Source organism: Clostridium beijerinckii (assembly GCF_008705175.1).
GTDB classification, from domain to species: domain Bacteria; phylum Bacillota; class Clostridia; order Clostridiales; family Clostridiaceae; genus Clostridium; species Clostridium beijerinckii.
This window is the reverse complement of record NZ_CP043998.1, coordinates 1,243,760-1,257,227: the sequence shown is the minus strand read 5'-3', so window position 1 is coordinate 1,257,227 and position 13,468 is coordinate 1,243,760. Positions and strand designations below refer to the sequence as shown.

Here is a 13,468-nt window from a genome sequence, read left to right as displayed (position 1 = left end):
CCCCCTATTCCAAATCATCAGGAATTGCACCGATAACAGGGATTCCTAGTATTTGTTCTAATTGTTCTTTACTCTTAAAAGTATTATCTAAGAATTCTAATAAAAACGCTAATCCAACGCTAATCATAAGTCCAAGTAAAAATGCAATAGCAATATTTAATTTCTTATTAGGGCTAGCTGGATTTTCAGGCAATTCTGCTGGCTCTACTATTTTTACATTACCATTTGGTATAAGTTCTGTAGATGTCTTTATGAACTGATTTGTTATAGAATCTAATACTTCTTTACTTAGATTTCTATCCTTACTTATGTATTTTATCTCCAAAATTTGAGTGTTTGCTGCTGGCGTAACAGTTAAGCCATCAAGAACATCTTTTGGATCTAAGGCAAAACCTTCAGCATTAATAGCCTTTTCAGCTAGAGCATTAGTCTTTATAACTTCTGCGTAAGTTTTTAATAATTGCTGATACATCTGAATATCACTATTATTATAATTTTGATCCTTACTATCTGTCTTTTCTTTACCTATAAATACCTTTGTGCTTGCTTCATATTTTGGTGCAATTACAAAAAAACTAACAATTCCGGCCGTTAATGTTGCAAGTAAAGTTATTGAAAGTATCATCTTCCATCTTTTTAATAATATATTTATTATTTCTTCGATCCTAATGGACTCCTCAATTCTTATGTTTTCTTCGTTCATCTGTCAAACTCCCTATAATTTCTATTTTTAAATGCATGTACCATTTTTTTCGGTTTAAATCATTTTTTCAAATAATCAGTCGTAAAGGTTTAGTCTAAAATTACACACATCATTAATTTCATTAATCTTCTCAAAAAAATATTCCCCCTAAATAGTTAATTAAATTTAATAACATCACTATTTACCATTATATCATAATTTTTTCTTATATTATACTTAGTATTTAAATTAGACACAAAAAAACAAAATATTTTACAATAATTTTCCCATAAGTTATATTTTGTAATTAAACTTGTTATATTTTTTATAAAATTCACATTATTCAATGCACAATACTTACTTCAATGCACAATTCACAGTGTACAATTCTTACTTCAATTCGCTATTAGGGACATAATTCTTGGGATATTTTTTCGAATCATCATGAGGAGTTATTTGTTTCGATATATATGTAACAAAAATAAGCAGTAAGATCTATAAGTTTCTTACCACTTCATTATAGTTATTATTTTTTAATGGAATTTTAATTTATTTTATATCTAAACTAGAAATAAGGGGCATGCTTTTAGGTCATGTTGCATCTAGGATATTAACATTATTTAAATACAAAAAATAAGGAAAAAATTTCAAGTGATTATCTATACTAGAAAGAAAAGTTATTCTTTTGCGTAGTGTTGCATTGAGAAAAGAGCTATAGGATTTCTTAAGTAGACGTTGTTCCATTGTTGCTTGTCCTGAGTTGTGCCTCAGGAGCATGCAAAAATGGATGCAACTTTTACTTTTAGAAATCCATAGTCCGATTCTCAAAAAATATTATTCCCACAAAACTTTATTCATACATAAACCAGAAATGAGATACATGTTTATGCAGCAGGCATTTGAAAATAAGCTGCAACAAGTGGAGTTTTAATACTATATAACTTTACTTTATACCTACACTAGAAATAAGGGGCATGCTTTTACGGAATGTTGCATCTAGGATTTTGATGGCTATGTTTCTTGATTATAAGTTGTTCTAAAATGCTAGTTCAAAATTTACTTTTGAGGCTAGCATTTTGGGTACAACTTATACTCTTAGAAACATCCATCTAAATCCTTAGCAACTGGAGTAAATGCATGCCCCTTATTTCGGTGGTTTATCCAAATAAAGTTCTATCGCTTAAAGCTTCTGCTCCATTAGCTTTTTCAAATAGTCCAAGAAGTTTATTATTATCTAATTTTTCTTTTTCTTCACCTTTGACGTCAACTAAAATCTTGCCTCTATGCATCATGAAAAGTCTATTACCATTTTCAAGAGCATGTTTAAGATTATGGGTAACCATAAGTGTTGTTATTCCGCTGTCTTTTACTATATTTCTTGTTATATCCATTATTATTTCTGATGTTTTAGGATCTAGCGCCGCTGTGTGCTCATCTAGTAATAATAACTTAGGTTTAGACATTACTGACATAAGCAGAGTTAAAGCCTGTCTCTGTCCTCCTGATAAAAGCTGCACTTTATTATAAAGCTTATCTTCAAGCCCCAAATTAAGTTCTTTTACCATCTCTTTGTAATAATCTATCCTCTTTTTATTTATCCCAAAGCTAAGCCCAAAGGATTTCCCCTTGTTATCTGCAAGAGCGATATTTTCTAATATTGTCATATTAGGTGCTACACCCATTGATGGATTTTGAAAAACTCTCCCAATGGACTTTGATCTTGCATATTCAGGTTTATTAATAACTTCATCACCATCTAATAATATTGATCCTGAATCTGCTTCAAGAGTTCCAGATATCATATTTAACAATGTTGATTTACCTGCTCCATTTGAACCTATTATACTTATGAAATCACCTTGCTTAACATCCAATGATAATCTATCAAAAACCCTATTTTCATTTATTGTATTTTGATTAAACACTTTGGATAGTTGTTTCACTTTTAACATCTTTAGCACTACCTCCTATAACAGATTTTCTTTTCTTAAATTTCAAGACACCGCTATTAGAACATAATGCTATAACTACAATTATGGCTGTCATTAATTTTAAGTCATTGGCATTTAATCCAAGTTTTAATACTATTGCTATTGCCGCCTTGTATATGATTGCCCCTAGTATTGATAAGGTAGTCACTTTAATAAAAGATAATCTCTCAAATAATGATGTTCCGATAATTACTGCCGCAAGCCCCATTACAACAGTACCAGTTCCCATTCCAACATCACTAAATCCTTGATATTGTGCAGTTAGTGCCCCAGCAAGTGCAACTAATGCATTACTTATCATAAGACCTAACACTTTAACCAAATCTTTATTTACTCCAAGAGATGAAACTACTTGTTCATTATCCCCAACAGCTACAAGCAAAAATCCTGATTTAGTTTTTAAATATAAATCTAATAGTATTTTCACTACAATAACCATTATCAAAATCACTACTATAGCCGGAATTGATGACTTAAATAAATTAGGAGTATTAAATAATGGAACATTTGCTTTTCCCATTATTCTTAAGTTAATAGAATATAATCCTATCATTACTAATATTCCAGCCATTAAATTTGTTATTTTAAGCTTAACATGCAAAAATGCTGTTATTCCTCCAGCTAATGCTCCACCTAAGGTTGCTATTATTATACTAATCCATGGATTAACCCCATTTACCAAAAGAGCTGCGGAAATTGCAGCCCCAAGTGGGAATGTAGAGTCCACTGATAAATCAGGAAAATCTAAAATTTTATAAGTTATATATACTCCGATTGAAACTAATGAAAATAGCAGCCCTTGTTCTAAAATATTTATTAAAACACCCACTACTCAACGCCTCCAGTTACCTTTTTACAATTTGATTCTATATCTGCTGGAAGTGTTATATTTAATTTCTTAACTACATCAGTGTTTATAGTAAATGACATATCACTTAATGTGCTTATTTCAACATCTGATGGCTTCTTTCCATCTAAAACTTCTGCTGCTTTATATCCAGCTTCTTTTCCTAGCTTGTAATAATCTATTCCTATAGAAGCAAGTCCACCTTTAGTTACTACTGCTTCTTCTGCACCTATTATAGGAACGTTTTTATCTAAACAAAGTTTACCTACTAACGCATATCCTGAAGCAACTGTATTATCTGTAGGTGTATATAATACATCTATTTGACCTAAAGCACTTGCTAAATTTTGATTTATCTCATTAACATTTGTAACACCAATTTCTTTTACTGCTAAGCCTTGTTTATCTGCCGCTGCTTTAAGCTCATCAACTTGAGTTACAGAATTTGTTTCTGAAGTGTTATAAATTACTCCTACTGTTTTAGCATTTGGAAGTAATTTTTTTAATAATTCTATTTGCTTGTCCACAGGAACTTTATCTGATGTACCTGTAACATTTGTTCCCGAGCTCTTCCAATCCTTTGCTACTTCTGCTTTAACAGGATCTGTTACTGCTGTGAATATTATTGGAATATCCTTAGTTGAATTATAAGCTGCTTGAACTGCTGGTGTTGCAATTGCAAAAATCAAGTCTTTCTTTGCATCTGTAAATTGCTTAGCAATTGTTTGAGCATTAGCTTGTTCACCCTGAGCATTTTGTTGTTCAATTTTAATATTCTTACCTTCTTCATATCCCTTTTCTTTTAATCCATCAACAAATCCCTTATTAGACGCATCTAAAGCATCATGTTGAACTAACTGAATCACTCCAATATTCTTCACTGCCGATGATGCAGCACCTCCATTATTAGAATCCGTTGCACTCTTTCCGCATCCTGCAAGAATTCCTCCAACTAAAACTGTACATAGCAGCATGGCTGCTTTCTTTTTTCCTACCATATTTCTATCCTCCTACTATATTCTTATTATCAATTTCCTACTATACTCCAAAATGCCAACTACCTTCTCAATAAATACAATCATAAATATATATCTATATTTATGATAAATATTCAAATAAATTGATAATAATTTATAAATCTTTTAAGTTATGATATCATATTTTGAAATACTTGTAAAGTTACAGTCTATACTTTGCAAGCTTTTTTAGTTTTTTATTGTAAAAATTATAATTATATGTTTTCTAAGTTTTAGAAGTAATAATCTTTACTATAATTATAAACATCTTATGACTACAGAAATTACAGTATACATATATATGAAGAAATCATTTAAAAATAAAGCATAAAAAAATCGCAGGCGACTGTGGAGCAGGAGATTTTTTTCACGCATCTGCCTTTTCGAACGCATGTGAGAAAAACTTGGCAGGCGAATAAGATTTCTTTTTTATTCTTTTTAAAATGCCAAAACTATTCAATCAACTTCTTTAAGTTATCAACAGATTTTGCTGAAATATAAATTCCTAAAAAATAAAAAAGGCTCTTAGCATTACGGTTTTTCCACTTTAGTCTGTTACACTGAAAGTGCGACTTGTTAAAACGGATGCAACCTTGTAGCCTAGAACCTTTTTTGTTTTATATCTTTAAATATTCAATATACCGAAAAGGACAATAACCAAAATAGCAACGAACTATTTTTCCGCCTATAAAATTTATAAAGGTAATGACCTATGCCCTATTCCTATAGCTACTTCATCTAAGTGCAGAAGTCCAATACTTAAGAATATGCATACTGAAATATGTTCTCCACCTCTAGCTATTCCGATTTTCCCACCTATATTTTGGCCATTTGCTCTATTTGCAACTTGAATAACCGCATCTCTAGTTGCACCTATAACAGCACCTTCATGCAAATGCTCTTCTCTTATTAACTCGTTTCTTTTTGCAGCAACTAATGCACTTTCGAGTATTTTAGATATTGATGAGTTTATATTTCCCCCTACATTTACTGCGGTAACTTTAATTCCCTTCTCTGCATATACTTTCTTTAAATGCTCTTCTTCATGTCTATCACATATAGCCATTTTAGTAGCTATCTTCGCAACTCTTGTACTATTGCTTTCCATTTTTACACTCTCCAATCAATCTAAACCTATAACATTGATCTGATTAACTTAAACATATACCTGAAAAATATCCTTTCCATTAATATTAGATCTTTCTTCCTTAAACTCTTTATTTTTATTAAAGTCAAAAACTAATAAATATCCCACATTTAAATCATGTATATTCAAATAATCACAAAGTTGCTCGATTCCCTTTTCGTGGTATTTTAAGCCTCTCCAGATTTTCATCTCAATTATATACTTAAATTTATTGTAGGTTATAACTACATCTAATCTTTTCTCTTCTGAAACTTGAACTTCCTTAAAATCAAATCCTGTTCCATTTATTATAGGCTTTATAAATGCTAAAAATAACAATCTCCCATGATGTTCTATAAACTCACTATCTTTAGAAGAATACTGCTCCTTCATAAAATGCTGAAATCTCTTAAGTATTTTTTCTATATTTAAGCCACCATCTTTTTTTATAAATGCTTCCTTAAAGTTATACTCTTCTATATTGTTATAATTATTTTCAAGCTTTGAAATCATATAATTATATATTATTTCTCCAAATATTTTATTAGATATAGATACTTTTCCGTTTTTATTTTTAAAATAACCATATGTGCTTCCAATTTCTATAATTGGATTATAGCTATTAAACCCCTTATCGTTTCCATTTACTATTATGTCTTCAATATAATCATAAAATTCTTTATTGTTTTCTAAGTTCTTAATCAAACTATCAAATAAAGTATTTTTTTCTTCTAAAATAATTTTAACTGCCTTTTGTATATCTTCACTCTCCCAAGGCCCTTTATCCAATTCATAAATTTTTTCATCTACAATTTGGCATAGCCTGCTAACTAAAAACGGGTATCCATCTGTAAAAAAGTGAATCTCTTCACTAAGTTTATCTATATCCATAGATAAAGAATTTTCTATTGCATATTCATTTAGCATAGTAGCTATTTCTTTGGGCGAAAAACTCATATCCACATTGAAATCAACAGCAATATTCCATGGGGAATTATATTTAGCTTCCTCTTTATTTCTAATTTTTAATTTTAGACTCTTCACATCATATACCCCTGCCAAAATGACACTTTTAAAAGTGAAGTCCTTTCCAACTTCCCTCCCAAGGTACTTATTTCTAAGCATTCCAAGAAAACTTAAAAACAACTGATTATTTGAGCTTTTATCTACTTCATCTATAATTAAAACAACTTCCTTTTTAGCTTTTTCAACGAACTTTGTTATTATTTCTGATAATTCTTCAATGTCATTAATCTCTCTACTTAAATTTTCTAACCTATTGCTTTCTTCTTTATCTACAAATGCTAGATCTTTAATTATTAGCTTCAAAAATTTGTTGCAAAAACTTTTTTCCTCTTCGAATACGATATCTCCAATTCCTTCAAAGCTTATATTTATAACTAAATATACATCCTTTAATCTATTATTTATCTCATTCAAAGTCGTCGTTTTTCCATATTGTCTAGGCCTATTTATAGTAAAATAAAATTCATTATCTATAAGTTTCTTTATTTGTTCAATTTTCTTACTTATGTCAACCATATAGTATTTTCTTGAAACACAAACCCCAGTACTATTAAACCTTTTCTTCATACTCTATACACACCACCGATCTTTAACTGATTTATTATATTATATCCTATAAGTTATTTTAATAAAACAAAAAATAGGGCTAAAGAGTATTTCTCTACCCTTTAGCCCCTATATTAAATCTTGCCATATATAAATCAATTATAAGCTATAGATATCCAACTTTAAAACTAGACTTATGTGATACCTTACCGAAATCATAAATATTTTGATTCCGAAAAGCTATGAAAATATCGCTGAAGGTTCTAAGCAGCAGGTTGTATCCACTTTAGCATGCTCCAACTTTCAGTTTGACAAGCTAAAATGGAACAACCTACAGCTAAGACCCTTTAACAGCTCATTTTCAAATGTTTTCTCCACAAATATATTTATGATTTCTAGTGAAGATATGAGCTTAAAGTTTTAGTAACTTTGTAAATATGTTCATCTAATAAGTCTAATTCTTAAATTGTTTATCTATATAGATAACACAATCATAAACTATACTTACACCATGAAATATCTTCAAACCAGAAACTGGAATAAAAGTATGTTATTCATTTCGGCGAGTTATATGAATAAGTTCAGGTCTTAGTGGATATCTATAGATTCATACTATAAAATTAATAAAAGTTTCCCATAGCTCTGAATTTATTATATCTATTATCTATTAGTTCATTTAAATCTTTTTCTTTTAATTCTAACAAGCTATCTACAATTGTTTTCTTAAGAACCTCTGCTGTTTTAACAGGGTTTTTATGTGCACCACCCCTAGGTTCTTTTACGATACCGTCAATTATATCAAAACCCTTTAAATCTTTAGCAGTAATTTTCGCAACTGCTGCTGCTTCTTTAACTCTGCTTGGATCTTTCCATAGAATCGAAGCAAATCCTTCTGGTGAAAGAACTGAATATATAGAATGTTCTAACATAAATATTTTATCTGCAACTGCTAAAGCTAAAGCTCCTCCACTTTCGCCCTCACCTGTTATAATTGAAATTATTGGTGTCTTTAATCTACTTAATTCAAAAAGATTATTTGCTATAGCCTGCCCTTGACCTCTTTCTTCTGCTCCCATACCTGGAAATGCTCCCATAGTATCTATAAAACAAATTATTGGCCTTTTAAATTTTTCGGCCTGCTTCATAAGTCTTAATGCTTTTCTATATCCTTCCGGATTAGGCATTCCAAAATTTCTTTTTATATACTCACTAGTATTTGATCCTTTAGTTATTGCTATAACTGTAACATTTATATCATTAATAGATGCGATTCCACCAATTATAGCTTGATCATCACCAAAGTTTCTGTCTCCATGAAATTCAATGAAATCTTTAAATATAGTTTCTATATAATATTGCCCAGATGGTCTGTCTTTGTGCCTTGCTATTTCAACACTTTCCCATGGTGTTACATTAATTTTCATAAAATCTTTATCCATAATTAATTCCTCACTCCATGCAAAATAAGAATTTTATATATACATGCTCTCATATTCTTTCTTTCAACAATGGCATCAACAAAACCTTTTTCAAGTAAAAATTCTGCTTTTTGAAAATTATCTGGAAGAGTTTCTTTAATTGTGTTCTCAATAACTCTTCTTCCTGCAAATCCTATTAATGCATTCGGCTCACTTAAAATGATGTCACCTTCCATTGCAAAACTTGCAGTTACTCCTCCAGTTGTTGGATCTGTTAATATAGAAATATATAAAAGACCAGCTTCACTATGCTTTGCTAGAGCTGCACTTATTTTTGCCATTTGCATAAGTGAAAAAATACCTTCCTGCATTCTAGCACCGCCAGATGCTGTAAAAATCATTAATGGAAGCTTATTTTCTGTGGCATGTTCTATAAGTCTTGTAATCTTTTCACCAACTACAGTCCCCATACTTCCCATCATAAAGAAGCTATCCATAATAGCACATGCTACTTCTATACCATTTAGCTTTCCAACTCCAGTAACAACAGCTTCTGTACTATCAGTCTTAGTGCTTTTTAACTTTTCTTCATAGCCTTTAAAATCTAATGGATTAGTAGTTTTTAAGTCTTTCCAGAATTCCTTAAAAGTATCTTTATCAAAAAATACTTTTATTCTTTCTTTTGCATTAAGTCTAAAATGATGACCACAAGTTGCACAAACGAACTTAGAATTTTCTAAGTCTTCTGCATATATCATCGAATTACACTTATCACATTTTTCCCACATACCTGATGGTATATTAGGCTTTTCTTCAGAAACACTCTTTTTTAACGTTGAGGATTTAACAGTTGCATATTGTCTTTTTACAAATAAATCCTTAAGCATTCTTCTTCACCATCTTTTCTGCTAAAAATGAAGTATCATAATCTCCTTCTAAGAATTCTTTAGTATGAAGTATTGATAATTCAAAATCAATATTAGTTTTTACCCCACCTACTGCAAATTCTGCTAATGCTCTATCCATTTTTACAATAGCTTCATTTCTATTATCACCAAAAGTAATTAATTTAGCTATCATAGAATCATAGCAATGAGGAATTTTATACCCACAGAATATAGCTGAATCAACTCTTACTCCCATACCCCCTGGGACACAAAGCTCTTCGATTGTTCCTGGACATGGTCTGAAATCATGTTCTGGATCTTCTGCATTAACTCTACATTCTATTGCATGACCTTTAATCTTTATATCATCTTGAGTATAAGCTAATTTTTCTCCTGAAGCTATCTTCAATTGTTCTTTTACTAAGTCTATACCTGTAATCATTTCAGTAATTGGATGCTCTACTTGTATTCTAGTATTCATTTCCATGAAGTAGAAATTATTATCTCTATCAAACAAGAATTCTATAGTTCCTGCATTCTTATAATCTACAGCTAGAGCTGCTTTCTTTGCAATTTCACCCATTTTAGCTCTTAATTCTTCTGTTAATACATTTGATGGTGCTTCTTCTAAAACCTTTTGGTTCTTTCTTTGCATCGAGCATTCTCTTTCACATAAATGTATAACATGGCCATGTTCATCGGCTAATATTTGAAATTCAATATGCTTTGGCTTTTGAACAAATTTTTCTATATATAATGAATCATCCCCAAAACAAGCTTTTGCTTCTGTTTTAGCAGTTTTAAAGCCCATTAAGAATTCTTCATCATTATTAGCAACTCTTATTCCTTTACCGCCGCCACCTGCTGATGCTTTTATCATTATTGGGTATCCAATACCTTTTGCAATTTCTAAAGCATGGGCTTCATCTCTTATTTCACCTTCATATCCAGGTACTACAGGAACACCAGAAGCTTTCATAATTTCTCTTGCTTTAGCCTTATTTCCCATAAGCTCAATTGTCTCATAATCAGGACCTATAAATTTAATATTGCATTGTCTACACATCTTTGCGAATTTAGGATTTTCTGATAAAAATCCAAACCCTGGATGTATAGCGTCAGCTCCAGTTAAAACACATGCACTTAGAATGTTTGTTATGTTTAAATAACTATCTTTAGGCATTGCAGAACCAATACATACAGCTTCATCTGCAAGTTGAGTATGAAGTGCTTCTTTATCTATTTCTGAATAAACAGCTACTGTACTTATTCCCATTTCTCTACAAGCTCTAATTATTCTAACTGCAATTTCTCCTCTGTTGGCAATTAGCACTTTCTTTAACATTTTTATCACCTATCCTACTGCAACGCAAAAAGTATTTCAGCTTCACAAACTGTTTTTCCATCTACTGAGGCAATCCCTTTTCCAATACCTATAGGTCCTTTAATCTTAATAATTTCACAATATAAATCAAGCTTATCTCCAGGTACAACTTTTCCTTTAAATCTAACTTTATTTATACCTGCAAATAATGGAGTCTTACCTTTAAATCTTTCCATTGAAAGAATAGCAACTGTTCCTGTTTGAGCTAAAGCTTCAACTTGAAGTACTCCTGGCATAATTGGTTCTTCTGGATAATGCCCTTGAAAGAATGCTTCATTTGCAGAAACATTTTTATATCCTCTTACAAATTGTTTTTCTTCTATTTCCATTTCAGTTACTCTATCTATTAAAAGCATTGGGTATCTATGTGGTATAATTTTTTTTATTTCATTTATGTTAAGCATTAATTATTCCCCCTTAACCTTAAATAATGGCTGGCCATATTCTACCATATCTCCGTCATTAGCTAAGCGTTCTACTATTACTCCATTATATTCGCTTTCGATTTCATTCATAAGTTTCATAGCTTCTATAATACAAATAACCTTTCCCTTAGAAACTGTGCCGCCAACTTCTACGAAAGGTGAGCTTTCTGGTGATGCTGAAGAGTAAAATGTTCCAACCATAGGAGAAGTTATAATACTTACATCCTTATCGTCTATAACTACTTCTTTTTCAGCAGCCTTTACTTCTTCTTTCTCCACTATATGATTTTCTGATCTTTCTACTGAACTAAGTGAACTAGCAGCAGTGTTAACCTGATTATTTACAGCTGGAGTATAATTTCCTGAGCCATTATCAGCTAATCCTCTAGTTAATGATTTATCCATCTTTATATGATCATTTCCACTTTGAAGCTCAAAAAAGGCCAAACTTGAAGAGTCAACCAATTTAACAAGCTCTTTAATTTTTTCAAAGTCCATAAAAATATCCTCCTCTTATATATGTTGCAATTCACAATTCATAATTTAATTCACAATGCACAATTCACAATTCACAGCTTAATGCTCAATTATCAATTCACATTTCAATTCCCAATGCACAATTATCATTTCACAATGCACAATTCACACTGCTCAATTTTTAATTTACAATTACGTATGAAATTCTTGTAATATTTTTAGAATTATTCTTAGGAATTATTTTTTGCAATGTATATATATATATCTTATTCAAAAATATTATTTATATATTTTATGCCGTACTAAGTCACATTCATAAAGTTAATATTTCTTATTAACTGCATCTAACTTTTCTGGCATAAAATATATGTAACACTTTTTATTTTACCAAATATATCTTTATTATTTCCACTTTTTCAAAAGTAAAGTGGCATTATGTCCACCAAAGCCTAAAGAGTTAGTAAGTGCATATTCTAAATCTTGCTTTCTTCCAACGTTAGGCACATAATCTAAATCTAATTCTTCATCTTTTGTTTTATATCCGATTGTTGGCGGGATAAATCCTTCTTCAAGAGCCTTTGCACATATTATTGCTTCTATTGCTCCTGCTGCTCCTAAAAGATGACCTGTCATAGATTTTGTTGAAGATATTGGAACTTTGTATGCTTCTTCTCCAAACGCTTTTTTAATAGCTGCTGTTTCAAATTTATCATTTAATTCTGTTGAAGTTCCATGAGCATTTATATAAGAAACTTGTTCTGGTTTAATTCCTGCCTCTTGCAACGCATCAGCCATAGCTCTTGAAGCTCCTGCTCCTTCTGGATCTGGAGATGTAATATGATATGCATCACAAGTTGATCCATATCCTACAACTTCAGCTATGATGTTTGCACCTCTAGCTTCAGCATGTTCTAAAGATTCAAGAATTACAACTCCTGCACCTTCTCCCATTACAAATCCGCCTCTTTCCTTATCGAAAGGGATAGAAGCTCTTTCTGGATCATTTCCTGAATTTAATGCCTTCATACTATGGAATCCAGTAACTCCAAGTCTAGTTATAGGTGCTTCTGCTCCACCTGCAAGCATTACATCTGCATAACCATGTTTTATTGTTCTAAATGCATCACCAATATTGTTTGTTCCTGTTGCACAAGCAGTTACTGCTGATGTACATGGTCCTCTTAATCCATATTTAATAGCTACATTTCCTGCACCTAAATTTATTATTGTCATAGGAACGAAAAATGGAGATACTCTTTTAGACTTTCCAGTTGCAATTTTAGTACATTCAGTTTCAATAGTTTCAAATCCACCTATACCAGATCCAAGCATTACTCCAAATCTTTCTAGATTTTCTTTTTCTAAATCTATTCCTGAATTCTTTATTGCTTCATCTGATGCAACCAAAGCAAATTGAGCAAATCTATCTAATCTCTTTGCTTCTTTCTTACCTATTAAAGTATCTGGATCAAAGCCCTTAACTTCTGCTGCTATTTTTACATCTACTAAATCTTTATCAACTAAAGTTATATAATCTATTCCTAGCTTTCCGCTTTTTGCATTATCCCAAAACGTACTTACATCATTTCCTATCGGAGTCAGAGCTCCCATCCCCGTAATTACTACTCTTCTTTCCATAAATC

Annotated in this window: 12 protein-coding genes; all 12 read right to left on the bottom strand. The window is 31.1% G+C overall.

Annotated elements, in window-relative coordinates:
- Positions 1-4 precede the first annotated feature (4 nt).
- Positions 5-703, bottom strand: coding sequence for a YveK family protein (locus F3K33_RS05680; protein ID WP_023973408.1), 699 nt, complete (start codon positions 701-703; stop codon positions 5-7).
- Between the two features lie 1,136 nt (positions 704-1,839).
- Entirely contained in the window at positions 1,840-2,634 is a 795-nt protein-coding gene (locus tag F3K33_RS05675; protein WP_011968424.1) for an ABC transporter ATP-binding protein, read from the bottom strand.
- Positions 2,600-3,502: an ABC transporter permease gene (locus tag F3K33_RS05670; protein ID WP_011968423.1), complete on the bottom strand. Its 903-nt coding sequence runs from the start codon at positions 3,500-3,502 to the stop codon at positions 2,600-2,602. The genes F3K33_RS05675 and F3K33_RS05670 overlap by 35 nt, the downstream gene beginning before the upstream one ends.
- The gene (locus F3K33_RS05665) at positions 3,502-4,518 is read right to left on the bottom strand and encodes an ABC transporter substrate-binding protein (RefSeq protein ID WP_039771287.1); all 1,017 of its coding nucleotides are present in this window, start codon (positions 4,516-4,518) and stop codon (positions 3,502-3,504) included. Before F3K33_RS05665 ends, F3K33_RS05670 begins: the two co-directional genes overlap by 1 nt.
- 712 nt (positions 4,519-5,230) lie before the next feature.
- Positions 5,231-5,644 carry a HutP family protein gene (locus tag F3K33_RS05660; protein WP_039771289.1) on the bottom strand — a complete coding sequence of 138 codons (414 nt, stop codon included), beginning with the start codon at positions 5,642-5,644 and terminating at the stop codon, positions 5,231-5,233.
- Positions 5,645-5,692: 48 nt separating this feature from the next.
- On the bottom strand, positions 5,693-7,255 hold the full coding sequence (locus F3K33_RS05655; RefSeq protein WP_039771291.1) for an AAA family ATPase: 1,563 nt from the start codon (positions 7,253-7,255) through the stop codon (positions 5,693-5,695).
- A gap of 599 nt (positions 7,256-7,854) precedes the next feature.
- Positions 7,855-8,673, bottom strand: coding sequence for an acetyl-CoA carboxylase carboxyltransferase subunit alpha (locus tag F3K33_RS05650; RefSeq protein ID WP_017210848.1), 819 nt, complete (start codon positions 8,671-8,673; stop codon positions 7,855-7,857).
- Between the two features lie 2 nt (positions 8,674-8,675).
- Entirely contained in the window at positions 8,676-9,539 is an 864-nt protein-coding gene (accD, locus tag F3K33_RS05645) for an acetyl-CoA carboxylase, carboxyltransferase subunit beta (protein ID WP_039771293.1), read from the bottom strand.
- A complete protein-coding gene (locus F3K33_RS05640) occupies positions 9,532-10,884 on the bottom strand; it encodes an acetyl-CoA carboxylase biotin carboxylase subunit (RefSeq protein ID WP_039771295.1) in 1,353 nt (450 codons plus the stop codon). Before F3K33_RS05640 ends, accD begins: the two co-directional genes overlap by 8 nt.
- 14 nt (positions 10,885-10,898) lie before the next feature.
- Positions 10,899-11,327 carry a 3-hydroxyacyl-ACP dehydratase FabZ gene (fabZ, locus tag F3K33_RS05635; RefSeq protein WP_011968417.1) on the bottom strand — a complete coding sequence of 143 codons (429 nt, stop codon included), beginning with the start codon at positions 11,325-11,327 and terminating at the stop codon, positions 10,899-10,901.
- Between the two features lie 3 nt (positions 11,328-11,330).
- Positions 11,331-11,846, bottom strand: coding sequence for an acetyl-CoA carboxylase biotin carboxyl carrier protein (gene accB, locus F3K33_RS05630; RefSeq protein WP_039771297.1), 516 nt, complete (start codon positions 11,844-11,846; stop codon positions 11,331-11,333).
- Between the two features lie 381 nt (positions 11,847-12,227).
- Positions 12,228-13,463 (bottom strand): beta-ketoacyl-ACP synthase II, encoded by a 1,236-nt coding sequence (fabF, locus tag F3K33_RS05625; RefSeq protein ID WP_039771299.1) that lies wholly within the window; start codon positions 13,461-13,463, stop codon positions 12,228-12,230.
- Positions 13,464-13,468 lie beyond the last annotated feature (5 nt).

Bases quoted from the DNA above. Each gene is read 5' to 3' on its own strand.
- F3K33_RS05655 (WP_039771291.1), bottom strand. From the start codon at position 7,255: ATGAAGAAAAGGTTTAATAGTACTGGGGTTTGTGTTTCAAGAAAATAC.
- F3K33_RS05665 (WP_039771287.1), bottom strand. From the start codon at position 4,518: ATGGTAGGAAAAAAGAAAGCAGCCATGCTGCTATGTACAGTTTTAGTT.
- F3K33_RS05640 (WP_039771295.1), bottom strand. From the start codon at position 10,884: ATGTTAAAGAAAGTGCTAATTGCCAACAGAGGAGAAATTGCAGTTAGA.
- fabF (WP_039771299.1), bottom strand. From the start codon at position 13,463: ATGGAAAGAAGAGTAGTAATTACGGGGATGGGAGCTCTGACTCCGATA.
- accB (WP_039771297.1), bottom strand. From the start codon at position 11,846: ATGGACTTTGAAAAAATTAAAGAGCTTGTTAAATTGGTTGACTCTTCA.
- fabZ (WP_011968417.1), bottom strand. From the start codon at position 11,327: ATGCTTAACATAAATGAAATAAAAAAAATTATACCACATAGATACCCA.
- accD (WP_039771293.1), bottom strand. From the start codon at position 9,539: ATGCTTAAGGATTTATTTGTAAAAAGACAATATGCAACTGTTAAATCC.
- F3K33_RS05660 (WP_039771289.1), bottom strand. From the start codon at position 5,644: ATGGAAAGCAATAGTACAAGAGTTGCGAAGATAGCTACTAAAATGGCT.
- F3K33_RS05650 (WP_017210848.1), bottom strand. From the start codon at position 8,673: ATGGATAAAGATTTTATGAAAATTAATGTAACACCATGGGAAAGTGTT.
- F3K33_RS05675 (WP_011968424.1), bottom strand. From the start codon at position 2,634: ATGTTAAAAGTGAAACAACTATCCAAAGTGTTTAATCAAAATACAATA.
- F3K33_RS05680 (WP_023973408.1), bottom strand. From the start codon at position 703: ATGAACGAAGAAAACATAAGAATTGAGGAGTCCATTAGGATCGAAGAA.